Origin of the sequence: Halobacillus sp. ACCC02827, from assembly GCF_030291935.1 — a bacterium.
Classification (GTDB): domain Bacteria; phylum Bacillota; class Bacilli; order Bacillales; family Halobacillaceae; genus Halobacillus.
On record NZ_CP128168.1, the window covers coordinates 3428130 to 3450485 of the forward strand.

Sequence of the window (22356 nt, forward strand, 5' to 3'; positions counted from 1 at the left end):
GCTTCATGGTAGGATATAGCATAGAACCAAAACCATAACGAGAGGCGGAACAAATATGCAACGCGTATCTATTACGGAAGACATGTCTTACTCAAGACTCATCCACGGCCTTTGGAGGCTGGCAGACTGGAAGCAGACGAAGGAAGAAACACTGGAGTTAATGGAATATAACCTTGATCTCGGCATCACAACTTTCGATCATGCAGATATTTACGGAAGTTACACGTGTGAGGCTTTATTCGGGGAAGCTTTGGCTCTAAAACCTTCTTTACGAGAAAAAATGGAGATCGTGACGAAATGCGGCATCGTCCTTCCTTCCAAAAACCGGCCTGAGCATAAATCACACCATTACAATACAAGCCGGGAGCATATACTCACCTCTGTGGATCATTCGTTGACCAACCTCCAAACCGATTATATCGACACTTTGCTTATTCACCGCCCGGATCCTTTCATGGACGGAGAGGAAGTGGCGGCCGCTTTCACTCAATTGAAAAAGGAAGGCAAAGTCCGGCATTTTGGTGTGTCCAATTTTAAAAATCACCAATGGACTATGCTTCAATCCTATTTGGATTTCCCATTAGTGACCAACCAACTGGAACTCTCCGCCATACAGCTTGAAAATTTCGAAGATGGTACGCTGAATGTATGCCAGGAGAAACGTACGGCACCAATGGCGTGGTCTCCTTTGGGCGGTGGAGATATTTTCCACTCCAATGACGAGAAAGCCGTGCGCCTGCGCGACAGCTTACATAGGGTGAAGGATGAAATCGGAGCGGATGGTATCGATCAAGTGCTTTATGCCTGGCTGCTGGCCCACCCGGCCTCGATTATGCCGATTATCGGTTCCGGCAAGAAGGAGCGGGTTCTCCAAGCTGTCCGCGCGCTCGATTACCAATTAAACCGCGATCAGTGGTTTGATATCCTGCAAAGTTCAATGGGGCATGACGTCCCGTAATGGATGTGTTAACGGCTTTAAGTGTTACACAGACTTTTAAAAAAAGGAGTTCCGGAAATGTTTGCCGGAACTCCTTTTGTTTTTATAATGACTGAACCGCTCGTTCAATGTCCGCGGCTTTCGTCACGGCCGATACGACAGCGACGCCGGCCGCCCCTGCCTCCATGACAAGATGCGCATTATGCTCATCAATGCCCCCGATACCGACGACTGGTAATTCGGGATGAGTCATCCGTATATCACGAATAAACTCCGGACCCGTAACTGGATTAGCATCACGCTTCGTGGAAGTAGGAAAAATCGGCCCGGCACCAACATAATCGACTAGATGAAGAGGGCTTTGTTCCAGGTGATTCCTATCGGACAAAGATAGGCCGATCACAGCGTCAGGGTATGCCGCCCGGATACTCTCTACATGAACATCTTCCTGCCCCACATGAATGGCCTCGGCATCTAAAACTTCGAACAGTCGGATGTCATCATTGACGACAAATAAGACGTTGTTTGCATCACATACCCGCTTCAAAGCACGCCCGAGTTCGACTTTATCTTTCCACTCCATAGAACCATCCCCCTTTTCCCGGAATTGAAAAGCCGTGATTCCGCCGGAGACAGCTTCAGACAGCGTTTCCAAAGGATCTTTTACACAGTCTTGGCTACCCATGACTAAATACTTCCGCAGACGATGGGAAAGTGTCATATTCCTTCCTCCAGATCCCGGCTGAGTGCATCAAGGAAATGCGGCAGGAATGTTCCAGGGCCCTGAACAGATGGGAGAGAAGCGGCCTGCTCCGCTGCACGACCGTAATGCTTCAACGCCGTTTCCAGTTTCTCGTACACTCCGCCATCGACGCTAAGAACAGCGGCGAGAATGGAACCCAGGAGACAGCCGGAACCGGTGACGCGGCCAAGCAGCGGATGACCGCTCTCGTTCCGACCGCTTTTTCCATCGGCACAAAAGCGGTCAACGGCACCTGTGCAGACGACCGCTGTTCGTAATGCTTCAGCAACCGCTTGAACAATTTCCCCGGTATTCCCTTCCCCGACAGAATCGACTCCCTTCGTCTCCACTTCTATATCAACCAGCCGAGCCAGCTCTCCTGCATTTCCTTTGATGACCGTCGGTTGAACCTCCTTTACGATGCGTTGAAATGCTTCATAACGATACTTGGTCGCCCCTACCCCGACGGGATCGAGAACGACAGGAATACCTTTCTCATTAGCGGCTCTTCCTGCCAAGATCATGGATTCCACCTGGTAATCATTCAATGTTCCGATATTCAACAACACCCCGTCTGCCAACATCGCTACGTCCGCCGCTTCCTGATGGGCGGCTGCCATGATTGGCGAAGACCCGAAAGCAAGCGCACCGTTCGCTGTGAAATGGACGACCACTTGGTTCGTGATGTGATGAATCAGCGGCCGCTTTTCTCTTACTTTTTCTATGATGGTGTTCATCCTTTCATCGTCTCCTTCCTGGTGGCAAAATGATTGGTGGGTCCGCTTCCTGCTCCCAGGTCAAAGGAGTAACGAATGGCTTCGGTAACAAAGTACTTACTTTTACGGACGGCTTCTTTCAACGTATCGCCCCGGCTTAAGTATGCCGTGATCGCAGCCGAATACGTACAACCGGTGCCATGGGTGTTATTCGTATCGATTCGCTCTGCTTCCAAAACGGTCATCTCGTTTCCATCATATAAATAATCGACCGCATGACCTCTCAGATGACCTCCTTTGACAAGTGCTGCACCAGCTCCATAAACCTCGACAAGTTCTTCCGCTGCCTTTTTCATAGCTTCTTCCGTCTCTATCGCCTTACCGGTCAAATACTCCGCTTCCGGTATGTTCGGTGTTACGAGCGTTGTTAAAGGAACAAGCTCTTTCCTGAGATAATCCCTCGCCTTTTCCTCAATTAAAGGATCGCCGCTCGTTGCTACCATCACAGGGTCCATGACGTATGCAGCCTCTGTTTCCTTCAGCCATTGTTTAAGGACCTCCATCATATCGATAGTTGCCACCATACCCGTTTTCAGTGCATCGATCGGCATATCGTCTGATACTGCATAGAGCTGCTGCTTCAGCATCGTGACCGGAAGATGATGAACCGCAGATACGCCGGTCGTATTCTGAGCGACTACCGAAGTGACGACGCTCATCCCATAACTTTGAAGCTCTTGAAACGTCTTTAAATCCGCCTGGATACCCGCACCGCCGCTTGGATCCGTTCCGGCGATGGTAAGAGCACACTTCACTCGGTTCATCGGTAAACCCCCTCAGCTACGGGCCATTCCTCGACGGTATAGGCCATTTCCCAGAAGGATAATTCCAGCTGGCAGCTCTTTCGGAAAGCTTCACGCATCTTATTCTTCTCCTCGTCTGAAGCTTGCTCTGCATAGGCATCAAGCTTCTCACAAAGCTGTCCTGTCAATCCGCCTATTTCTTCCTCTGCATAGAAATCGATCCAATCAAAGAACGGATGATTTTCGTCCGGTTGATAGGCTTTCGTTAGTTCTTTACCGATTTCGAGATATGTCCAGGGGCATGGAAGTAAGGCGGCAATAATTTCTCCAATACTGCCCATATGCGCATGGTAGAGCATATGTTTAATATAGTGGTCCGCTGTCGGTGGCAGCGGGTAACCCTGCAGTTCCTCATATTCTTTACCGATATATCGGCACAGGTTGTTATGGGGATGCACTTCACTGTGGAGCACAAAGTTGATCTGGTCATTGAAGAGCTCAATATCTTCTCTTTTTGGTGATTTGGAAACAGCAATGCCGTACACATGCATAAATGCATTCAAATATTCAAAGTCCGCTTTCACATAATGAGCGACAGCTTCTTTCGGAAGTTCTCCTTTTCCGAGACCTTCAACAAATGGATGGTGAAAAATAGCTTCAAACACGTCCTGATTTTCTTTTCTTAATTGAGTGGAGAATGACATAGTGGTGCCTCCCTGGGTTATTCGGAAGCTACTAGAGGATTGCAGAGGTCCAGACTACTTCCCTACGCTGGTACGAACCAGATCAGGTGTTGAGGGACAAAGGATAATCCTTATCTCAGCGATAATTCGCGCCCCTAGCAGTTTCCGTGTATTATGGTTGTAATAGAAGTTGTTCTGCTTTGATACGTGACAGCACAAACCAGCCGATGGCAGCTCCTGACAGACTGCTGATGAAGAAAGAAGGAACAAAGGCAAACGCTCCGGCCGCACTGCCCATGATGAATCCAGCCAGCGGAACGGCGAGTAATGCTCCAATGATTCCAGTTCCAATCACCTCGCCGACTACAGCTGTCCCTTTCCGTTTGTATATCCGATAAAACAAACCAGCAAATAATGCTCCGACCATTCCACCAGGAAAAGCCAACAGTGTTCCTAGCCCTAAAAGAAATCGCAGCAGGCCGATGCAGAAAGCAATGGCAGCAGCAGGCAGCGGTCCAAGCATCACAGCAGCCATGACATTTACCGCATGTTGGACAGGATATGCCTTCGCGATGCCTGCCGGAAACCAGAGCAGCTGTGCTCCGAATGTTCCAATGGCAACAAACAGTGCCATAATAGTCAATAAACGTGTACGGTTCAATACATTCCCCCCTTCCATAGGAAAATAAAAAAGCCAGGTCCTGGAGAGGACCTGACTCGGATCATAGACAGTCGATGAATAACTATTCGTTCGTCTGACTACTTCCCTCCGCTGGTATTAACCAGATCAGGTTTATAAGAGTCGAAAAGCTTTACGCTTTCCTCTCAGCCTGTAACAAGGCCCCCCTAGTAGTTGAATCGTACTATTTGCTTGGTTGAGTCTTATGATAACAAAGTTCGTATCTTCTGTCATGTGCAATATTCTGAATAATATCTGTATTCGAGAGGAGAATGACAATGAGAAACATCTGGACAATGATGGGGGCCGCTTGTTTGATTCTTTTGGCGGGGTGCAGTTCTGCACCAGCCGGCTCGGATTATGAGGAAACGGAAGCAGAGGCGCCTCCGGAGCAAGCAGAAATCAGCGGATATGTGATGGAACAGGAAGGATCCAGTATCCTTGTCGTCACTCCGACTACAGAGTCAGAAGAAAAAGGGCGGGCGATGTGGGTGTCTGAAGCTCCGGACAACGAATGGACAGGTAAATATGTAGATGTTTGGACAGACGGCCCCATTAAAGAAAGTTTTCCAGAACAGGCACCTGCCGATAAGGTTTCCGAAGTGGAGATGAGTGAAGTAGAAGGGGCCCGATTGACGACCTCCGAAGCCTTGGCTTCCGCTCTAACCGATGTAGAAGATGACAAAATTGTCGCCGTGGCGGAAATTCTATTTGATGAAGACGATGACCAGTGGCAGATTGTTCTTAAGGAAAACGAAGGACCGGAGAAGGAAGTGCTTGTAGAAGATGAATAAAAAGCCGGGGATTCCCCCGGCTTTTGCTCATTTGGCAAGTGGAACAAGCGACGCTTGGATAACCGAATAAAGACTGCTGATATCCTTGACTGAATCGATGCTCGCTTGAAAGACCTCCTCTTTCGGTACACAGGACCAATCCAGATGGTAGCCGGCTTCCAAGGCGATTGTGCGGATGAACTCACGCAAGCTCCGACCATTTCCTTCCCGAAACGGATGAAGGACGTTCAACTCCGCCATATAGTGAGCCAGTTTCCGTGCTAAGTCCTCTTTGTCCATCCCTGCCCACTCTTCCTTCATTAGAGAATCAAAGATCGGGACAGAAGCTTCCTGAATGAAGCGGGCCTGCGCAAAAGAAAACCCGTCCTTCGTGATATTCTCTGTCCTGATATTGCCCGCAAAAGGATAAAGATCGGAAAATAAACGGGCGTGAATACGTTGCAAATGTCTGAGGTCGAAGTCCCCTTTCACAGGCTTTTCCTGCAGTTCCGACAAACGCTGGGTGGCAAGGATCGCCTCCATATACTCCAGCTGCTTGTCGTCCATAAGGTCATAGTGATTAATCAGCACATCAGTCCCTGCATAACAATAGCGGGAGGATTCACCCCCATACCTGGAACTAGGCATGGCGGGACAATTCCAAAGCCCGCTTGACGAATTCTTTATGGGATATGGCTCCTGTAAGACACTTCTTAACTAATGATTCCTGCTTCTTATTCAAGCTGAACCCTTCAATAGCCATGGACGCTTTCGCAGAACGCATCAAATGCTCTGCCTGTTCTTCTGTCCGAACACTCATTCTTTCCCCTCCGAACCACATGTATCTACTATATATTATACTACAACGCCTCTTAATAATACAGTCAAAACGTTCGACAAACCCTTGTCACATAAGGGATTATGACGTCTTCTTCTTAGTGGAGGCAGTCGTTTTTCGTTTCGTTGTTTTTTTCTTCTTCGCGCCTTTGGTCCGCTCCAACGATTTCTCCAGAGCTTCCATCAAATCGGTGACATTGTCCGGTTTTTGTTTGTCTGCTGCCGTCGTAACCTCTTCGTTGTTCTTCTTCGCCTCAATCAAGTCCATCAACGCGGTTCGGTATTCGTCCGTATATTTTCCCGGATCAAATGTTTCGGTCAATTGATCGATCAATGTCACTGCGGTACTAAGCTCTTTCTTTCCTAAATCCGCCTCTGCCGGCACATTCGGGACATCCTGTACGTTTCTTACTTCGTCCGGGAAATGGATCGTTTCCATGAGCAATGTATTTTCATAAACACGAACAACCGCCAGCTGTTCCTTGGATCGAATAATAATTTTTGCTACACCTATTTTCCCCGTATCGGACAGAGCTTGGCGTAACAACCCGTACGCTTTCGATCCCCCTTCATTGGGCGATATAAAATAGCTTCGTTCAAAATAAATCGGATCGATTTCCTCCAACTTGACGAAGTCGAGGATTTCGACCGCCTTATCCTCCTGCTCCTTCTTCAGTTGTTCCAAATCCTCTTCATCCAGCACCACGAATTTGTTCTTGGCATATTCATAGGCTTTCACAATTTCTTCCTGGCTGATTTCCTCTTCACATACCGGACAGCGTTTTTTGTATTCCACCGGTGTCTTACATTCTTTGTGAAGCTGCCTTAGCTTAATATCCTTGTTCTCCGTCGCTGCATGAAGCTTGATCGGAATATTGACGAGACCGAAGCTGATGGTTCCTTTCCACATCGTATGCATAGTTCTCGACTCCTTTTTCTCCTAGCATTCACGACAGGTCGGTAAAATATGTTCGCCGGCTGTGGGTAAACTAAGCAGCATATAAAAAAGGAGCGGGTGTCTTTGAAACCGATGCTATTGACTGCTGCAGAAGATTTGCCGACCGGACCGGATTGGATTTATGAAGTGAAGTATGACGGCTTCCGCTGTCTCCTCCATGCTTCGGAGGACGGGATAAAGCTATGGAGTAGAAACGGCAAGGACTTGAGTGGCCGCTTCCCGGAGATATGCGGATTTGTTCCCCCAGCCGACTCGCTCCCCTTCACGATTGACGGGGAACTCGTCATCCGTAACACACGGTGGCAGACAAACTTCTCTCGCTTGCAGACGAGAGGACGGTTAAAGAAGGAAGCTGTAATAGCCAGGGCCGCCCGGGAAAGGCCGTGTACATTTGTCGCATTTGATCATTTGACGGGGGGGAAACAGAGATTGGAAGAACGAAAGCGAAGCCTGTACGCTCTCGTTCAAACCATCCAGCATCCTCACATCGTGCTTTCAGAAGTACACACCAGCCTAGAAAAGATAAAAGCATTAGTATTGCTTCACAGGGCGGAAGGGATTGTCGCAAAACACAAGAAGAGCTTGTACAGCGAAGGGGAGCGGTCCAAGCAATGGTTGAAATGGAAGAACTTCCGCAGCGTTTCCGGCTGTCTGACAGCCTATGATCCGGCCAACGGCTACTATGACGTCACTCTCAAGGAGGAGACGTTGGGAAAGTTCAAAAATGGGCTGTCTGTCGAAGAAGCAGAAACACTTCAGATGTTTTTTAAAAGTAACGGAGAAAATCAGGCCGGGAAATGGCATGTAACTCCAAGCGTCTGCGCGGATATCCATTGCCTTGATGCAGCGGATGGGGAAATGCGCGAACCTACTTTTCACCGATTCCGCTTTGATCTGACACCGGAGAACTGCACAAAAGAGAAGATGGAGTGGGACCTTTCCCTCTATCCTGAAGAAGTACCTGTCACGAACTCGGATAAACAGCTGTGGAAGAACGTCAGTAAGAAACAATACTTTCAATATATCCGTCATATCGCACCTTACATGCTGCCATTCTTAGCGGAGAAGAAATTGACAGTAATCCGCTGTCCGGACGGGATTACTGCTGAGTCATTCTATCAAAAGCAAGCCCCGGATCATGCTCCGGACTATTTAGACACATGGGAAGAAAAAGACGGAAGCCGGATCCTTTGCAATAATCTCCCCTCGCTCCTTTGGCTTGCCAATCAAGGAGCAGTGGAGTTCCATATCCCTTTTGACAAAACAGATGCATCCTTACCCGATGAAATTGTCTTCGACCTGGATCCCCCAAGCCGGGAACACTTTTCACTTGCGATTACCGCTGCACAGTGGATGAAGCAGATGCTGGATGAAATCGGAGTCATCAGCTTCATCAAAACGTCTGGTAACAAAGGGATGCAGATTCATATCCCTATTCAAGCAGGCGACTTCAGCTATGAGGAAACGCGGAACCTTACCGAAGCTGTGGCGGAAACACTCGTACAAAAATGCCCGGACCTGTTCACAGTCGAACGCCTGAAGAAAAAACGAGGAGAGAAGCTGTATCTGGATTATGTCCAGCATGCAGAAGGGAAAACAATCGTTGCCCCCTATTCCGCTCGCCGTACCGATGAAGCCACGGTTGCCTGTCCGTTATTTTGGGAAGAGGTAAAAGAAGGACTGCGACCGGAATCCTTCACGATTAAGAACGTCCTGGCCCGACTCGAAGAGAAAGGCTGTCCGTTTCTCCAATATGAAGAGGCACGGAAGCGGCAGCCGGTCAAACAGTTGAAGCGACTCTTATGATTTTGTCGAAACATTTCCCGGGAAATGACAACAAAAAAGCGGTGCTCCCTGCGCATGAGAGCACCGCTTTCCCTTATTCCAACATAGCTGTCCGTTCTTCTCTTAATTTAAATTTCTGCAGTTTACCACTGGCGTTCCTCGGCAATTCTTCCATAAATACATATCGTCTCGGCCGCTTAAAGCGGGCCAGCCTTCCGCCTGAGGTGCAGAAAGCATCCAACTCTTCGGAGGACACCGGGTCCCCCTTACGGACAATGAAGGCGACCACCCGCTCTCCCCACATCTCATCCGGCTCCCCAACAACCGCCGCATCGAGCACACCAGGATGATCAAAGAGCACATCCTCTACTTCTCTCGAGTAGATGTTCTCTCCACCGGATAGAATCATATCTTTCACTCTGTCCCTTACCCACAGATATCCTTCTTCATCAAAGGAGCCGATATCACCGGTGTGATACCACCCTTTGTATAAGACTTCTTCCGTTTCTTCCGGCCTGTTGTAATAGGCCGTCATCATACTCGGCCCGCGGACGATAATTTCCCCCAGTTCGAACGGTTTGCAGATTTCATTGGGTTCCGCCGGTCCATGCTCATTCGTTCGCACGACCCTGACGTCATGATTAAGCAGCGGTCTTCCTGCCGATCCTGCTTTTCTTATTTGCTCCTCGTCCATCAATGCTGTAATGGCAGGGCCCATCTCCGTCATGCCATAAGCCTGGAGCAGTTCTACTCCAAGGGCGTCATGCAGACGCTTCGTGAGGGATGGAGCCATGGGAGCTCCACCGTATAATCCCTGTCGGAGCGTCTGGAAATCCTCTGCACTGAATTCTTCTTCCAGCACCATGTTCCACATCGTCGGTGCTGCAAACAAGCAGGTGATCTGCTCCTGCTTGACGGTTTCAATCAGTTCTTGCGCTTCGAAGTGGTGCATAATCACATTTGCTGCCCCTATCATAACGCGCGGGAAGAAGGCGCAGTGCAGTTCCGCACAGTGAAAGATCGGGGCAACCGTTAATCCGCGATCCTCTTTCGTGAGACGCAGACAAGCTGTCATAATCAGCGCTTGATCGATCATGTCACGGTGGGAGTGGATGACGCCTTTCGGTGACCCGGTCGTCCCTGACGTGTACATGATGGCATATGGATCGTTTTCATCGAGTTGACACACCGGTCGATCTGCTGTAACACTTGCCAGTCGATCGTGATAGTTTACGGCGTGCTCCTGCTCGACTTCATCAATGCTCCAAAATTCGATGGCAGGCATATCTGCAGCTATCGGAGCGACTTGTGACGCCGTAGCCCTCTCAAACAATACGACCTTAGGGGAGGCGTCGGTCAGAATATAGCGGATCTCCCGTTCTGACAGTCGGAAGTTGACCGGTTGGAAGACGGCACCGATCTTCATACAGGCAAACAGCGTCGTAGCAAATTCAGATGTATTGAAGAGGACAGTCGATACCCTGTCTCCCTTCTCCACTCCGGATGCCCGTAAAGCATTGGCAGCTCTATTCACTTCAATGTCCCACTCTGCATAAGTCCACCGGATTCCAAGTCGTAAATCCACCAAGCCTTCCTTATCCCCATGCTTCGCTACCGTTTGTTCGAACATCCCTTTAAGTGTTTGTGCCATCGTTTATCGACTCCTTTGTTTTTGGTTAGTCTAAAAACGGACCTGCCTCACCTAACGTTCTCCATGCAGTCATTTGATTCTTTCAATAATAGTCGCATTCGCCATTCCTAACCCTTCACAGACAGCCTGCAATCCGTAACGCGCGTTTCTCCTTTCCAGTTCGTGAACTAATGTTGTCATCAGCTTCACTCCTGTCGCGCCAAGTGGATGACCAAGCGCAATCGCTCCTCCGTTCACATTCACCTTCTCATGCGGTACCCCCGTTTCTTTCATCCAAAATAGCGGCACAGAGGCAAAAGCCTCGTTCACTTCAAAAAGATCGATATCCTCAAGAGCCAATCCGGCTTTTTCCAATGCTTTGTAGGTCGCAGGAAGCGGTCCTGTCAGCATGAGTGTCGGATCAGAGCCGATGACGGAGCGGGAGGCGATACGGCACCTTCCTTTGATTCCTTCTGCTTCCGCCTTCTCCTTTGACATAAGCAGTAGAGCGGCCGCTCCATCACTGATTTGACTGGCATTACCCGCTGTGATTTTCCCTCCTTCTTTAAACGGCGGCTTTAATTGTGCCAATGCTTCCATGGATGTATCCGTTCTTGGTCCTTCATCCCGGCTGCACACTTCCCCGTCTGCTGTCGTAATTGGATGAATCTCTTTATCAAACCGCCCTTCTTTTACCGCTTGTATCGCCCGCCTGTGGCTCTCGACCGCATATAAATCAAGCGTTTCTTTCGATATGTCCCAGCGATCTGCAATACGTTCGGCTGAGAGACCTTGATGAATCAATTCATATGCATCCGTCAGGCGTTCGTTATCCTTCACTCCCTGCCGATTCGAAAACATCGGAACCCGTGACATACTTTCGACTCCGCAGGCAATGACAGCGTCCATATCCCCGCTTGCGATTGCCTGTGCCGCAAAATGAACCGCCTGCTGGCTCGATCCACACTGGCGATCCAATGTAACACCAGGGACTTGAACAGGAAAACCCGCGGTAAGGGCAGCAATGCGGGCAATATCTCCTGCCTGCTCACCAACTTGCGTTACACACCCGGCAATTACATCCTCCACCTGAGAAGGATCCACTCCCGACCTTCGCATCAATTCTTTCAGCAATTCCGCTAACAGAAGGTCGGGCCTGACTTCACGGAACATGCCTCCTCTCCTTCCGACCGGTGTTCTTACTGCGTCAACGATCACTACTTCTCTCATTCCAAAACCTCCCCGCCAGACCCCTTCCTGCCACCCGCAGATGCGGGTGCTGGGAGCAGGAAACGTCGGCGCTCCAAATCCATGGCTCTCTAACTACGTTGCTGTATTTCTCTCTTTGCTGAATATATTCCTTCCTGATATTTAAATTGATTACAAAAATATGAAATTAGAAGGATTTCGACAGACCGGAATGACGAAAAACTTCACGATCCCCCACGCGCCTATGTTCTCAGAAATAAAAAAAACCTTGCAGCAAAAACCTGCAAGGTTATCTGTATCCTTTTATTTCAGAACTTTTTCAATAGCACGCGCTACTCCATCTTCCGCGTTTGTAGCAGTCGTGAAAGCCGCAGCTTTCTTAACATCTTCCTGAGCATTCCCCATAGCGACACCAAGTCCCGCTTCTTTGATCATCGCCATATCATTCAAACTGTCACCTACGGCCATCACTTGACTCATGTCCAAATCCAGCCACTTGCAGACTTTTTTCAAAGCAGCTGCTTTATTCACACCAACAGGGTTGATTTCAATGTTCGTAGGACTGGAATTAGTCACTTCCAGCTCTTCATTGTTATTCAATTCTTCCAAGATGACTTCACGCACCTCATCGTCTTCTATGTCGAATCCGAATTTCAACCAGTCGTACTGATGGACCTCATTCTCAAACGGATCTTGACTATTATAGAGACCTTGTACGGTTGTAGACCAGAAATACAGGCCGTGTTCTTTTTTCAGTTCCCACAGCCTCTCGACATGTGTATGGTGGAGCTTATTCTGCTCTACCAGTTCGAATTCGTGATCATAGATTTCCCCGCCATTGATCGTGACGATGTAGGAAGAGCGTCCTAAAGATTCCGCAATATCCCTGCACCGGGACAGCGATCTGCCTGTACTTAGTACGACATGAATTCCTTGTTCTTTTGCTTCTTTTACAGCTTTTTCGTTAGCCTCAGAAACGGTGCCTTCATGACTTACGAGGGTCCCGTCCAAATCCAAGGCGATCAGTTTGATATCTTCCTTCATTTCTCCCACGTCCTCTCTATTACTGTATCCATTCTAATACATCCATGCCCCCGGTACAATAAATCCGTAAGCCCGGCAATAGAGAGACCCCATGTAAAGACGGATCTTTACACGGGGTGCCTTTATAGAGCTTGGTGCTCCTTCTTTATTTCCTGAAGCAGGACTTGGTCCAGCAGCAGGGTCAATCCTGTCTGACTTAACGCCTTGGCTCCTTTCATGAGCGCTTCGTCTCCCGCTTTCGAGCGGGCAGCTTCCCGAAACTCGTCCGTATGAGCAACAAGCGAGTCCGGGCCTATTTTGATATATGGATGAAGGGTAGGAATGACTTGGCTGACATTGCCTGCATCGGATGAACCGAGACCTTTACGCTCGGCATGATACACTTCGCCGAGTGCCTCGATCTTCTGCCGGAACACTTCATCAAACGTTGGGGTTACTTTAAAATTATCTACTCCGTTTTGAATGCGCGTCATTTTGTAATCCGCGCCTGTGATTCTCGCCGCACCTGCAGCGATTTCTTCGACCCTGCGTGTTACTTCATCACATGCTTCACGCGTTGCTGCTCGTAAATAAAACCTCGCCCGGGCATAATCCGGAACGATATTAGGTGCCTGACCGCCATCCAAGATGACTCCATGGATCCGCACGTCATCCGGAACATGCTGGCGCAGGGCATTGATCCCGTTGTACAGTTGAATGACTCCATCCAAGGCGTTGATGCCGTCGTGCGGGTTGCTTGCCGCATGTGCACTTTTGCCGAAGAATTCAAAATCGACAGGATCGACGGCCAGCGTAGGCGCCGATCCCGACGTCCTCCCCATAGGATGAACCATCATACAGACATCTAAATCCTGGACGAGTCCGTGGCGGACGAATGTTCCTTTCGCACTGCCGTTCGGTCCGCCTTCTTCTGCCGGTGTGCCGAGTACGACGACATCTCCTCCGGTTTGACTGATCAATTCCCCTAATGCAATGGCAGCCGCACAAGAGGCTGTGCCGATAATATTGTGTCCGCATGCATGACCAAGACCCGGCAGGGCATCATATTCTGCCAAAAACCCGATTTTAGGTCCGGGAACACCAGAGCTTTTCACCGCACGGAAGGCCGTTTCATGTTCTGGAATATTCCGATCGACGACAAACCCTTCCTTTTCTAAAAGAGTGGTCAGCGTATCTGCAGCGAAATATTCCTCGTTGCCTATTTCCGGGCGTTCATGAATGCTGTGACTGATGGATAGGTATTCTCCCCGCTTCCCTTCTATCTTTTGCTCAAGAAGGGTGGAAAGAGAAGTTGCTGTTTCTGTAGTCATTTCCTCCACTCCTTTACCAGCCGATATCTTCCAATGGGACAAATGTCGGAATAAGGGAATCGTTATATGTTTTCTTAATGTGATCCGCTACGTCCTCTTCTTGATAAAGCTCAACGATTTTCTGGTAGACTTCTTTATCTGCTTCATCGGCACGAGCCGCAATGATGTTGATATAAGGTTGAGCGGTTTCATCCTCAATATAGACAGCGTCTTCCACCGGTACAAATCCTGCTTCAACCGCGACTCCATTATTAATGACGGATGCAGCGACATCGGGAAGGACACGTGGTGTCTGGGCAGCAACAATCGGCTCAAATTTCAAGTTCTTCGGATTATCTTCAATGATATCGAGCGATCCATTTCCGTCGAAATCTTCCGGTAGACCGATCAGACCCGCCTGCTCAAGGAGAAGCAGAGCGCGTCCCATGTTCGTTGCTTCTTTCGGGACAGCGATGGAACTTCCATCAGGAATGTCCTTTACATCTTTATATTTTTCGGAATAGACACCCATTGGAGCAATGATCGTCGTACCGATCGGCTTCAAGTCTAAATCGTGCTCTTCTATGAAGGAATCAAAATACGACACCGTCTGGAAAGCGTTCAAATCGATATCTCCATCAGCAAGTGCCATGTTCGGGCGCACGTAGTCCGCGAATTCAACCAGTTCAATGTCAATATTCTCTTTCTCTGCTTTCTCCTGGACTTTCTCCCAAATCGGGACGCCGGAACCATTCAGGCCTACCTTCACTTTCGTCTTCTCACCAGATGCTGCGTCGCCTTCACTGGAGCACCCTGCTAATACAAAACTGATGATTGCGATGAAACCTAAAATAAATCCCCACTTTTTCATAATAATATCCCCCTGTTATTGTCTACGTATTTTTCTTGATATAAAGTTTCCAACCGTCTGCGTAAGCTGCACAATCAGTACGAGCAATAGGACCGTTGCAATCATAATATCTGTTTCAAAGCGTTGATAGCCGTAAGAGATGGCCAAATCTCCCAAACCTCCGCCTCCAACAAAGCCCGCCATGGCGGAAGCACCGACGAGACCGATCGTTGCAATCGTCAAGTTAAGAATAATAGAACTCAATGCTTCTGGTATATAAACACGACGTATGATCTGCCACGGTGTCGCTCCCATCGCTTCTGCTGCTTCGATGACTCCTGGTTTCACTTCAAGCAAGCTGCTTTCCACAAGCCTCGCTATGTACGGAGCAGAGAAGATGACGAGCGGAACGACAGCTGCTGCTGTCCCGATCGATGAACCGACAAGCAGACGTGTAAACGGCAGGATCGCTACGAGCAATATGATGAACGGAATGGAACGGAAGAAGTTCACAACCGCACTTAATCCGTTAAAGAACGGTTTATTTTGAAGCAGCCCTCCCTGTCTCGTAACAACGAGAAGTATTCCAAGCGGCAGGCCGATTAGCGCTGCTGCCAGGAGGGATATACCGACCATGACAAGGGTCTGATATGTCGCTTCCCATATTTTCGGCCAAAAATCCATCAAATTAACCTGCATGTGCAGTCACCTCCTGTACCGTTACGGTTTGTTGGATATGGTGGATCGCTTTAAGAATTTCTTTCGCATCCCCTTGGAACTCCACGACTAAATGACCGAATGGAATACCCTGCAGTTCCGTAATCTGTCCGAACAGTACATTTACTTCCACATCAAAACGTTTTGCCACCTGTGAGAGGACCGGCTGTCCTGCGCTTTCCTCCACAAAGGTGATCCGGTAGATATTCCCGGAGGCATGGCGCTTTTCGATGCCGTCTAGAATAGACGCGGGTATATCATTCTCCATCACCGTCCTTACGAAATTCTTGGTTGTCGGATGCTGCGGATTGGAGAAAAGGTCGAAAATGGATCCACTCTCCATGACACGTCCGTTTTCCATCACTGCTATCCTGTCACACACCTCACGGACGACATTCATTTCGTGAGTGATCATCAGAATCGTAATGCCGTACTCGTCTCTCACCTTCTTCAAAAGTTCCAGGATTGACTTGGTTGTCTCCGGATCGAGAGCGGACGTTGCTTCGTCACATAATAGAATATCAGGGGAGGTCGCCAAAGCTCGGGCGATACCGACCCGCTGTTTCTGCCCGCCGGACAGCTGGTCCGGGTAATGATTTGCCTTTTCAGACAGACCGACGAAGGCTAGAATTTCCTTCACCCTTTGATCTATCTCTTTCTTCGGCGTACCGACAAGAGATAATGGAAATGCCACGTTATGGTGGACGGTTTTGGACTCCAGCAGATTAAAATGCTGAAAGATCATTCCGATGCGCTTCCGGACTGTCCTTAAATCCGGTTTGGACAGCTTCGTCAAATCCTCTCCATTGACGACGACCCTTCCTTCTGTCGGCCGTTCCAATAAATTAACAAGACGGACGAGCGTGCTTTTTCCAGCGCCGCTGAAACCGATGACTCCGAAGATTTCCCCTTTATGTATCGTCAAATCGACACGGTCGACGGCACGCAGTTCTTTCCCTTCGTGCTGATACACTTTCGATACGTTTTCAAACTGGATCATCGAATCCCTCCTATGCTTTCCTAAACAAAAAGAGCCTCTCTTCTTATAAAACAAGAAGAGAGGCTCACACGTATGTATATGAGATCCGTCTCTCCTCATCTGTCACGCCCACAGGCGTGCTGGAGTTGGCACAGTTTCTGACGGAGACATCCGTTCAGATCCGCTGCCGAGGTTTCAAAGGGCCAGTCCCTCCACCTCTCTAGATAAGAAGATCGATTCAATTCGTTATTCAATTATGTCACTGGTGAAAATGATAATACAGCCTCATCCACCTTGTCAATTCCATTTGTAACTTTTCTCAGAAAAATGGAGAAATTCAGATTCCATAAATACCTTAAAGGGTATGTATAGCCATAAATCAGGAAATTAAAAAGGAGGATTCTATGTTTCATTATACAGTTGAAACGAAGAAGAGTGTCGAGGATGCAGTGGAAAGCCTGGAACAACAGCTGAGTCTGGAGCAGTTCGGGGTCTTATGGAAGTTCAATGTCAAAGATAAGCTGACGAAAAAAGGATTGGACTTCCATCAGGAATTTCGTATTCTTGAAGTGTGTAATCCGAAAGAAGCAGAAAGCATCCTATCCGAGAATACCCTTGCCGGTTATTTTCTCCCTTGTAAAATGGTCGTATATGATGAGCAGGGCACAACAAAGATCGGAATGCCGAAACCAACTGCTCTTGTAAGTCTCATTGGCGATGCTGCCGTTCAATCACTCGCCTCCGATATCGAGGAACGGTTGATTCACTGTATAAGCAAAAGCGTGTGAAATTAGATCCCTGGTCAGGGTTCACCCATCCGCACTCTACCAGGGATCTCCATTTAATGCTCGATAGGCGGAATTTTCGGATCCGTACCTTTCAACGAGTAGTGAAAAGATCCCCGGTTGGTTACCGCTCCGTAGAAGATATCCGAAACCGCATGGGGAGTGATCTGTTTCTCTACCCACGCTTCTGTCTTTTCCATACGCGCTATCATATCCTTTTGTAAAATACCGTCCATAATCAAGGGGATGTCATAACCCCCACCCCTATTCCACATACCTATGTCTTCTCTAGTAACAGGCTCTTTTCCCTGCTTCAATTGCACCGTCAATCTCCCGTCCGGTTCTATGATTGCCGTGTATACGTCCTCAATCCGGAATACATCTTTTTCCCGAAGCATTTGTATTATGTTATCAATGGAATAGCGAATTCGCTTAACGTTTTCACCAATCATCTTCCCTTCGAAAACGACAACAGTTGGTTCGAAGGTCAATAACTTACCGAACCAAGGACTCCTCAGCTTCATCCATACAATGACTTTTTGTAAGAGCGCGATCGCTATAATAGCTGTCACCGTATGGATGTGGTTGATATTCGGATCAGCAATATCCGCTCCCACCACGGAGCCGAGAACCAGGACAACAACGAAGTCAAAGACAGGTAGTTCACCGATCGACCGCTTCCCCATAAAGAGACCTACGGCCAAAAGCAATGGCAGGATTGTGACGATTCTAAGCAGTACCTTCCAGGTATCCATCCAAAGTTCCATCATGTCACCTCTTCCTTAGCTTGGTATTCTATCGGTATTCTTATCCGAATCTTTTCTTGTTGACAAAAATACCACTAGGGGTATATTATTAGTCATGTACTGTTCAAAGCGAACAAAAATAACTGCTTAAGGGAGGCCGACGCAGTGGAATATAACACAGCTATGAAAAACAGAGTGAAACGATTAGAAGGGCAATTGAGAGGCGTACTGAAAATGATGGAGGAGAATAAAGACTGTAAAGATGTCATCACACAGCTTTCTGCATCCAGAAGCGCGATCGATCGTGCCATCGGTCTTGTCGTCAGCTCCAACCTTGCAGAGTGCATTCAAGGGTCCGATGACGATCAGACAACAGAAGCGTCCATTAACGAAGCTGTTCAATTGCTAGTCAAAAGCAGATAATTTTTTTACTTTACAATATACCCCTACACGTATTAGTATAACCCAATAAGGAGGCAGTAAAATGTCAGAGACGAAGAAAACGAACATCATTTTATTCAGCGGAGATTACGATAAGGCGATGGCCGCTTATATCATCGCCAACGGGGCAGCAGCCTATGATCATGAAGTTACCATCTTCCATACTTTCTGGGGACTGAATGCTCTAAGGAAAGACGAACCAATTAAAGTGAAGAAAGGCTTCATGGAGAAAATGTTCGGGAAAATGATGCCACGGGGTGCGGATAAAATGGGCATTTCTAAAATGAATTTCGCAGGATTCGGCCCTAAAATGATCAAAGACGTTATGAAGAAGCATAATGCTGTGCCGTTGCCGGACTTGATTGACATGGCTCAGGAACAGGAAATCAACCTTGTTGCCTGTACAATGACGATGGATCTCCTCGGTCTCCAAAAGGAAGAACTGTTGGATGACATCCAGTACGCTGGTGTAGCTGCTTATTTGGCAGATGCAGAAGAAGGAAACGTTAACCTATTTATCTAATCAGGAGGTTGAAACCATATGAAAACAATGACAGCTAAAGAAGTAGAACAGCAGCTGAGTGAGGCTCTGAACATCATTGATGTCAGAGAAGACGAAGAAGTGGCAGAAGGTAAAATACCCGGTGCTGCACACATCCCTCTGGGATTTATTGAAGAGCGGGCGGTTGAATTGGATAAAGATACACCTTATATCATGGTTTGTCGCTCCGGCGGACGCAGCGGCCGTGCTTCAGAAATACTCATGAGTAAAGGGTTTGACGTAACGAACATGGAGGGCGGCATGCTCGCCTGGGAAGGCCCGACAGAATAAATCACATACCTATATGGGTAAGGAGGAATCTCAGATGACAATTAAAACGAATCAGACGCTTGATGCCAAAGGCTTGGCCTGCCCAATGCCGATTGTAAAGACGAAGAAAGCATTCAAAGACCTTGCTGCAGGCGATGTCTTAGAAGTGCTTGCAACAGATAAAGGTTCCAAAGCCGATCTGCAGGCATGGGCGAAAAGCTCCGGACACGACTATCTCGGTATTATCGAAGACGGGGATGTCCTGAAACACTATCTCCGGAAAACCAGCGGCGAAGAAGCCCAGGAGAAGAAACATCCACACATCGTGGACAATGAAACACTTCAGGAAGTACGCTCACAGGAAGTAACCATACTGGATGTTCGTGAACAGGCAGAATTTGCATTCACGCACATCCCGGGAGCGGTATCCATTCCACTAGGAGAGCTGGATGCACGCATGAATGAGATCGACAGCACCAAACCTGTTTACGTCATCTGCCGCACAGGAAGCCGCAGTGACTTGGCTGCACAGAAGCTGGCAGACAAAGGCTTGGAGAACGTGTACAATGTCGTACCTGGCATGAGGGAATGGAACGGAGAAACTTCCTCCATTCATAATTAAATTTTTTTGCAAACCAATATACCTTAGGGGGTAAATAGGATGTCAGTAAAAACTATGCCGATTGCAGATATCGTCAAGAAAGTGCTGAATAAGGAAGAGCTGTTCCTACTGGATGTACGGACAGAGGACGCATTCCATGATTGGAAAATCGAAAGTGACAGCTTCACTTATATGAACGTGCCTTACTTTGATCTGCTCGATGGCGTCGAGTCTATTACCGATCAGTTACCGAATGATAAAGAGATTGCCGTCGTTTGTGCCAAAGGCGGCTCCTCTGAAATGGTGGCAGAACTGATTAGTGAGGCAGGATATGAAAACGTATATTCCGTCGAGGGTGGAATGAAAGAGTGGAGTGAGCACCTGGAGCCGGTAAAAGTCGGTGAATTGAGTGACGGAGGATCTGTCTATCAATTCATACGTATCGGTAAAGGCTGCCTGTCTTATATGGTCGTTTCTAAAGGCGAAGCCGTTGTCATCGACGCGACAAGAATGACCGACGTGTACAAAGACTTTGCAGAAGAAAACAATTGGAAGATCACACACATCCTGGACACTCACCTGCATGCCGATCATATATCCGGCGGCAGACAACTTGCTGAAGAAACAGGCGCTTCCTACTGGCTTCCACCCGAAGATGCTGCCGAAGTAACATTTGAATACAACGCGCTGCAGGACCAAACGAAGATTCAGGCCGGAAATGCAAAGATCGATGTGCATGCGCTCTATTCCCCTGGTCATACGAAAGGCTCCACGTCCTTCGTTGTCGATGATCGTTACTTGATGACGGGAGATATTTTATTCATCGATTCGATTGGAAGACCGGACCTTGCCGGAAAAGCAGAAGACTGGGTAGCGGACCTTAGAGAGACACTTTATACACGCTATAAGGAACTATCTGCCGAGCTGCTTGTTCTGCCTGCCCACTTCATGACGATGGAGGAGTGGAATGAAGATCATACGATTGCTCGAAAACTGGGAGCACTATTCCAGGAGAATCATGGTTTAAACATTGAAGACGTTAGTGAATTCCGTAAACTTGTCACAGAGAACCTTCCACCACAGCCGAATGCTTATCAGCAGATCCGGGAAACGAACATGGGTAAAATCCGTCCGGATAAGGAGGAACAGCGCGAAATGGAAGTGGGACCGAACCGCTGTGCAGTAAGGTAACCATCAGACGACCCAATAAAACTACTGGAGGTATGAAATCATGAACGTAACCAAAGTATTAGATGCTAAAGGCCTGGCATGCCCAATGCCGATTGTCAAAACGAAGAAAGCGATGAACGATATAGAATCAGGAGAAATACTGGAAATCCATGCAACAGATAAAGGCGCAGAGAGCGATTTGACTGCATGGGCTAAATCCGGAGGACACACCCTTCTCGACCACCAGGAAAACGAGGGTGTCTTCAAATTTTGGATTCAAAAAGCATAACAACAGCAAAAGGGAACCGTCCATTCGGTTCCCTTTTTTAAGGAGGTACAAGACACATGGAATATGGATTTATTCTTACTATATTTGCTATCGGATTTGTGGGTTCCTACATCTCCGGGATGCTCGGGATCGGCGGCGCGATTATCAACTACCCGATGCTGCTCTATATACCGGCCTTCATCGGCGTCGGTTCGTTTACGGCATACGAAGTATCAGGAATCAGTGCGATCCAGGTCTTCTTCGCAACGATCGGTGGTGTGTGGGCCTATCGAAAAGGCGGGCATCTTAATAAACCACTGATCTTATACATGGGGGGCAGTGTATTAATCGGTAGTTTTATCGGCGGATACGGCTCTCAATTCATGCCGGAGAACGGCATCAACATCGTTTACGGAATTATTGCCCTTATTGCAACCATCATGATGTTCATCCCTAAGAAAAGGACCGATGAAACACCCGTGAATCTTGTGACGTTCCACAAGCCTGCCGCTTCCCTGCTTGCCTTCCTCGTTGGTATTGGAGCTGGTATTGTAGGAGCCGGAGGAGCTTTCCTGCTCGTACCGATAATGCTCGTCGTCTTGAAAATACCGACAAGGATGACCATCGCCTCCTCTCTCGCGATCACTTTGATCTCATCGATCGGTGCAACCATCGGGAAAGTGACAACGGGACAATTCGATTATCTGCCTGCTTTTATTCTTATCCTGGCAAGCTTGATCGCTGCGCCGTTGGGAGCGAAGTCAGGACAGAAAATGAATACGAACGTTCTCCAAACCATACTCGCTGTCCTTATACTTGGCACAACCATTAAAATCTGGTTCGATATCTTTTAACTTATCTAAAAAAACCACCATCCCTGACCTGGAATGGTGGTTTTTCTTT

27 protein-coding genes and 3 riboswitches are annotated in these 22356 nt (G+C 48.2%); of the genes, 11 read left to right on the forward strand and 16 right to left on the reverse strand.

Translation table 11 applies throughout. From position 1 onward, the window contains the following. Positions 1–55 precede the first annotated feature (55 nt). On the forward strand, positions 56–958 hold the full coding sequence (locus QRD89_RS18035; RefSeq protein WP_286095961.1) for an aldo/keto reductase: 903 nt from the start codon (positions 56–58) through the stop codon (positions 956–958). An 82-nt stretch (positions 959–1040) separates the two neighbouring features. On the opposite strand, the gene thiE is transcribed toward QRD89_RS18035, so the two are convergent. The 5 genes from thiE to thiW form a co-directional block, all read right to left on the reverse strand. After that, positions 1041–1658, reverse strand: coding sequence for a thiamine phosphate synthase (thiE, locus tag QRD89_RS18040; RefSeq protein WP_286095962.1), 618 nt, complete (start codon positions 1656–1658; stop codon positions 1041–1043). Beyond that, complete coding sequence (thiM, locus tag QRD89_RS18045) at positions 1655–2416, reverse strand: hydroxyethylthiazole kinase (RefSeq protein WP_286095963.1); 762 nt, start codon at positions 2414–2416, stop codon at positions 1655–1657. The genes thiE and thiM overlap by 4 nt, the downstream gene beginning before the upstream one ends. After that, the gene (gene thiD / locus QRD89_RS18050; RefSeq protein WP_008636791.1) at positions 2413–3219 is read right to left on the reverse strand and encodes a bifunctional hydroxymethylpyrimidine kinase/phosphomethylpyrimidine kinase; all 807 of its coding nucleotides are present in this window, start codon (positions 3217–3219) and stop codon (positions 2413–2415) included. Before thiD ends, thiM begins: the two co-directional genes overlap by 4 nt. Next, positions 3216–3902, reverse strand: coding sequence for a thiaminase II (tenA, locus tag QRD89_RS18055; RefSeq protein WP_008636790.1), 687 nt, complete (start codon positions 3900–3902; stop codon positions 3216–3218). The genes thiD and tenA overlap by 4 nt, the downstream gene beginning before the upstream one ends. Positions 3903–3944: 42 nt before the next feature. Then, positions 3945–4048: riboswitch (TPP riboswitch) on the reverse strand. Between the two features lie 5 nt (positions 4049–4053). Further along, on the reverse strand, positions 4054–4542 hold the full coding sequence (gene thiW, locus QRD89_RS18060; protein ID WP_286095964.1) for an energy coupling factor transporter S component ThiW: 489 nt from the start codon (positions 4540–4542) through the stop codon (positions 4054–4056). Positions 4543–4628: 86 nt separating this feature from the next. Then, positions 4629–4739: riboswitch (TPP riboswitch) on the reverse strand. A 99-nt stretch (positions 4740–4838) separates the two neighbouring features. Between thiW and QRD89_RS18065 the strand changes: the two genes are divergently transcribed. Then, entirely contained in the window at positions 4839–5354 is a 516-nt protein-coding gene (locus QRD89_RS18065; RefSeq protein ID WP_062514999.1) for a DUF3221 domain-containing protein, read from the forward strand. A 27-nt stretch (positions 5355–5381) separates the two neighbouring features. On the opposite strand, the gene QRD89_RS18070 is transcribed toward QRD89_RS18065, so the two are convergent. From QRD89_RS18070 to ku, 3 genes are all read right to left on the reverse strand, one after another. Next, entirely contained in the window at positions 5382–5924 is a 543-nt protein-coding gene (locus QRD89_RS18070; protein WP_286095965.1) for a Fic/DOC family protein, read from the reverse strand. 49 nt (positions 5925–5973) lie between these two features. Next, positions 5974–6153 (reverse strand): hypothetical protein, encoded by a 180-nt coding sequence (locus tag QRD89_RS18075; RefSeq protein ID WP_008636785.1) that lies wholly within the window; start codon positions 6151–6153, stop codon positions 5974–5976. 99 nt (positions 6154–6252) lie between these two features. Continuing rightward, positions 6253–7089, reverse strand: a complete 837-nt coding sequence (ku, locus tag QRD89_RS18080; protein WP_026577748.1) for a non-homologous end joining protein Ku — start codon at positions 7087–7089, stop codon at positions 6253–6255. Positions 7090–7200: 111 nt separating this feature from the next. Between ku and ligD the strand changes: the two genes are divergently transcribed. Continuing rightward, on the forward strand, positions 7201–8934 hold the full coding sequence (ligD, locus tag QRD89_RS18085) for a DNA ligase D (RefSeq protein ID WP_286096896.1): 1734 nt from the start codon (positions 7201–7203) through the stop codon (positions 8932–8934). A gap of 73 nt (positions 8935–9007) precedes the next feature. On the opposite strand, the gene QRD89_RS18090 is transcribed toward ligD, so the two are convergent. The 7 genes from QRD89_RS18090 to QRD89_RS18120 form a co-directional block, all read right to left on the reverse strand. Beyond that, positions 9008–10564 (reverse strand): fatty acid--CoA ligase, encoded by a 1557-nt coding sequence (locus QRD89_RS18090; protein ID WP_026577746.1) that lies wholly within the window; start codon positions 10562–10564, stop codon positions 9008–9010. 69 nt (positions 10565–10633) lie between these two features. Then, complete coding sequence (locus tag QRD89_RS18095; protein WP_286095967.1) at positions 10634–11773, reverse strand: thiolase family protein; 1140 nt, start codon at positions 11771–11773, stop codon at positions 10634–10636. Positions 11774–12055: 282 nt separating this feature from the next. Further along, on the reverse strand, positions 12056–12796 hold the full coding sequence (locus tag QRD89_RS18100; protein WP_286095968.1) for a Cof-type HAD-IIB family hydrolase: 741 nt from the start codon (positions 12794–12796) through the stop codon (positions 12056–12058). Positions 12797–12918: 122 nt separating this feature from the next. Continuing rightward, entirely contained in the window at positions 12919–14106 is a 1188-nt protein-coding gene (locus tag QRD89_RS18105) for a M20 family metallopeptidase (RefSeq protein WP_286095969.1), read from the reverse strand. Positions 14107–14119: 13 nt separating this feature from the next. After that, positions 14120–14956 carry a MetQ/NlpA family ABC transporter substrate-binding protein gene (locus tag QRD89_RS18110; RefSeq protein ID WP_286095970.1) on the reverse strand — a complete coding sequence of 279 codons (837 nt, stop codon included), beginning with the start codon at positions 14954–14956 and terminating at the stop codon, positions 14120–14122. Positions 14957–14971: 15 nt separating this feature from the next. Then, a complete protein-coding gene (locus QRD89_RS18115; RefSeq protein ID WP_008638903.1) occupies positions 14972–15634 on the reverse strand; it encodes a methionine ABC transporter permease in 663 nt (220 codons plus the stop codon). After that, complete coding sequence (locus QRD89_RS18120) at positions 15624–16652, reverse strand: methionine ABC transporter ATP-binding protein (protein WP_008638905.1); 1029 nt, start codon at positions 16650–16652, stop codon at positions 15624–15626. Before QRD89_RS18120 ends, QRD89_RS18115 begins: the two co-directional genes overlap by 11 nt. Before the next feature lie 92 nt (positions 16653–16744). After that, positions 16745–16862, reverse strand: a riboswitch (SAM riboswitch). 173 nt (positions 16863–17035) lie between these two features. Between QRD89_RS18120 and QRD89_RS18125 the strand changes: the two genes are divergently transcribed. Continuing rightward, on the forward strand, positions 17036–17419 hold the full coding sequence (locus QRD89_RS18125) for a DUF302 domain-containing protein (RefSeq protein ID WP_286095971.1): 384 nt from the start codon (positions 17036–17038) through the stop codon (positions 17417–17419). A gap of 53 nt (positions 17420–17472) precedes the next feature. Here the strand turns inward: QRD89_RS18125 and QRD89_RS18130 are convergent, their stop codons facing one another. Next, positions 17473–18186, reverse strand: a complete 714-nt coding sequence (locus QRD89_RS18130; RefSeq protein WP_062515009.1) for a DUF421 domain-containing protein — start codon at positions 18184–18186, stop codon at positions 17473–17475. Between the two features lie 141 nt (positions 18187–18327). Between QRD89_RS18130 and QRD89_RS18135 the strand changes: the two genes are divergently transcribed. From QRD89_RS18135 to QRD89_RS18165, 7 genes are all read left to right on the forward strand, one after another. After that, positions 18328–18585, forward strand: a complete 258-nt coding sequence (locus QRD89_RS18135) for a metal-sensitive transcriptional regulator (RefSeq protein ID WP_026577742.1) — start codon at positions 18328–18330, stop codon at positions 18583–18585. 61 nt (positions 18586–18646) lie between these two features. Then, on the forward strand, positions 18647–19126 hold the full coding sequence (locus QRD89_RS18140) for a DsrE/DsrF/DrsH-like family protein (protein ID WP_008637832.1): 480 nt from the start codon (positions 18647–18649) through the stop codon (positions 19124–19126). Positions 19127–19144: 18 nt separating this feature from the next. Next, positions 19145–19435, forward strand: a complete 291-nt coding sequence (locus tag QRD89_RS18145; RefSeq protein WP_286095972.1) for a rhodanese-like domain-containing protein — start codon at positions 19145–19147, stop codon at positions 19433–19435. Positions 19436–19469: 34 nt separating this feature from the next. Then, entirely contained in the window at positions 19470–20036 is a 567-nt protein-coding gene (locus tag QRD89_RS18150; protein WP_026577741.1) for a sulfurtransferase TusA family protein, read from the forward strand. Between the two features lie 39 nt (positions 20037–20075). Beyond that, entirely contained in the window at positions 20076–21206 is a 1131-nt protein-coding gene (locus QRD89_RS18155; protein WP_286095973.1) for an MBL fold metallo-hydrolase, read from the forward strand. A 40-nt stretch (positions 21207–21246) separates the two neighbouring features. Further along, the gene (locus tag QRD89_RS18160; RefSeq protein WP_286095974.1) at positions 21247–21474 is read left to right on the forward strand and encodes a sulfurtransferase TusA family protein; all 228 of its coding nucleotides are present in this window, start codon (positions 21247–21249) and stop codon (positions 21472–21474) included. 56 nt (positions 21475–21530) lie between these two features. Next, positions 21531–22307, forward strand: coding sequence for a sulfite exporter TauE/SafE family protein (locus QRD89_RS18165; protein WP_286095976.1), 777 nt, complete (start codon positions 21531–21533; stop codon positions 22305–22307). Positions 22308–22356: the final 49 nt, after the last annotated feature.

What these genes read in the sequence shown, in the direction of transcription:
- QRD89_RS18075 (WP_008636785.1), bottom strand. Translation starts at nt 6,153, where the DNA reads ATGAGTGTTCGGACAGAAGAACAGGCAGAGCATTTGATGCGTTCTGCG.
- QRD89_RS18150 (WP_026577741.1), top strand. Translation starts at nt 19,470, where the DNA reads ATGACAATTAAAACGAATCAGACGCTTGATGCCAAAGGCTTGGCCTGC.
- QRD89_RS18140 (WP_008637832.1), top strand. Translation starts at nt 18,647, where the DNA reads ATGTCAGAGACGAAGAAAACGAACATCATTTTATTCAGCGGAGATTAC.
- QRD89_RS18100 (WP_286095968.1), bottom strand. Translation starts at nt 12,796, where the DNA reads ATGAAGGAAGATATCAAACTGATCGCCTTGGATTTGGACGGGACCCTC.
- tenA (WP_008636790.1), bottom strand. Translation starts at nt 3,902, where the DNA reads ATGTCATTCTCCACTCAATTAAGAAAAGAAAATCAGGACGTGTTTGAA.
- QRD89_RS18115 (WP_008638903.1), bottom strand. Translation starts at nt 15,634, where the DNA reads ATGCAGGTTAATTTGATGGATTTTTGGCCGAAAATATGGGAAGCGACA.
- QRD89_RS18120 (WP_008638905.1), bottom strand. Translation starts at nt 16,652, where the DNA reads ATGATCCAGTTTGAAAACGTATCGAAAGTGTATCAGCACGAAGGGAAA.
- QRD89_RS18095 (WP_286095967.1), bottom strand. Translation starts at nt 11,773, where the DNA reads ATGAGAGAAGTAGTGATCGTTGACGCAGTAAGAACACCGGTCGGAAGG.
- QRD89_RS18125 (WP_286095971.1), top strand. Translation starts at nt 17,036, where the DNA reads ATGTTTCATTATACAGTTGAAACGAAGAAGAGTGTCGAGGATGCAGTG.
- thiD (WP_008636791.1), bottom strand. Translation starts at nt 3,219, where the DNA reads ATGAACCGAGTGAAGTGTGCTCTTACCATCGCCGGAACGGATCCAAGC.
- QRD89_RS18090 (WP_026577746.1), bottom strand. Translation starts at nt 10,564, where the DNA reads ATGGCACAAACACTTAAAGGGATGTTCGAACAAACGGTAGCGAAGCAT.
- QRD89_RS18105 (WP_286095969.1), bottom strand. Translation starts at nt 14,106, where the DNA reads ATGACTACAGAAACAGCAACTTCTCTTTCCACCCTTCTTGAGCAAAAG.
- QRD89_RS18155 (WP_286095973.1), top strand. Translation starts at nt 20,076, where the DNA reads ATGTCAGTAAAAACTATGCCGATTGCAGATATCGTCAAGAAAGTGCTG.
- QRD89_RS18130 (WP_062515009.1), bottom strand. Translation starts at nt 18,186, where the DNA reads ATGATGGAACTTTGGATGGATACCTGGAAGGTACTGCTTAGAATCGTC.
- ligD (WP_286096896.1), top strand. Translation starts at nt 7,201, where the DNA reads ATGCTATTGACTGCTGCAGAAGATTTGCCGACCGGACCGGATTGGATT.
- thiE (WP_286095962.1), bottom strand. Translation starts at nt 1,658, where the DNA reads ATGACACTTTCCCATCGTCTGCGGAAGTATTTAGTCATGGGTAGCCAA.
- ku (WP_026577748.1), bottom strand. Translation starts at nt 7,089, where the DNA reads ATGCATACGATGTGGAAAGGAACCATCAGCTTCGGTCTCGTCAATATT.
- thiM (WP_286095963.1), bottom strand. Translation starts at nt 2,416, where the DNA reads ATGAACACCATCATAGAAAAAGTAAGAGAAAAGCGGCCGCTGATTCAT.
- QRD89_RS18165 (WP_286095976.1), top strand. Translation starts at nt 21,531, where the DNA reads ATGGAATATGGATTTATTCTTACTATATTTGCTATCGGATTTGTGGGT.
- QRD89_RS18035 (WP_286095961.1), top strand. Translation starts at nt 56, where the DNA reads ATGCAACGCGTATCTATTACGGAAGACATGTCTTACTCAAGACTCATC.
- QRD89_RS18145 (WP_286095972.1), top strand. Translation starts at nt 19,145, where the DNA reads ATGAAAACAATGACAGCTAAAGAAGTAGAACAGCAGCTGAGTGAGGCT.
- QRD89_RS18160 (WP_286095974.1), top strand. Translation starts at nt 21,247, where the DNA reads ATGAACGTAACCAAAGTATTAGATGCTAAAGGCCTGGCATGCCCAATG.
- QRD89_RS18110 (WP_286095970.1), bottom strand. Translation starts at nt 14,956, where the DNA reads ATGAAAAAGTGGGGATTTATTTTAGGTTTCATCGCAATCATCAGTTTT.
- QRD89_RS18065 (WP_062514999.1), top strand. Translation starts at nt 4,839, where the DNA reads ATGAGAAACATCTGGACAATGATGGGGGCCGCTTGTTTGATTCTTTTG.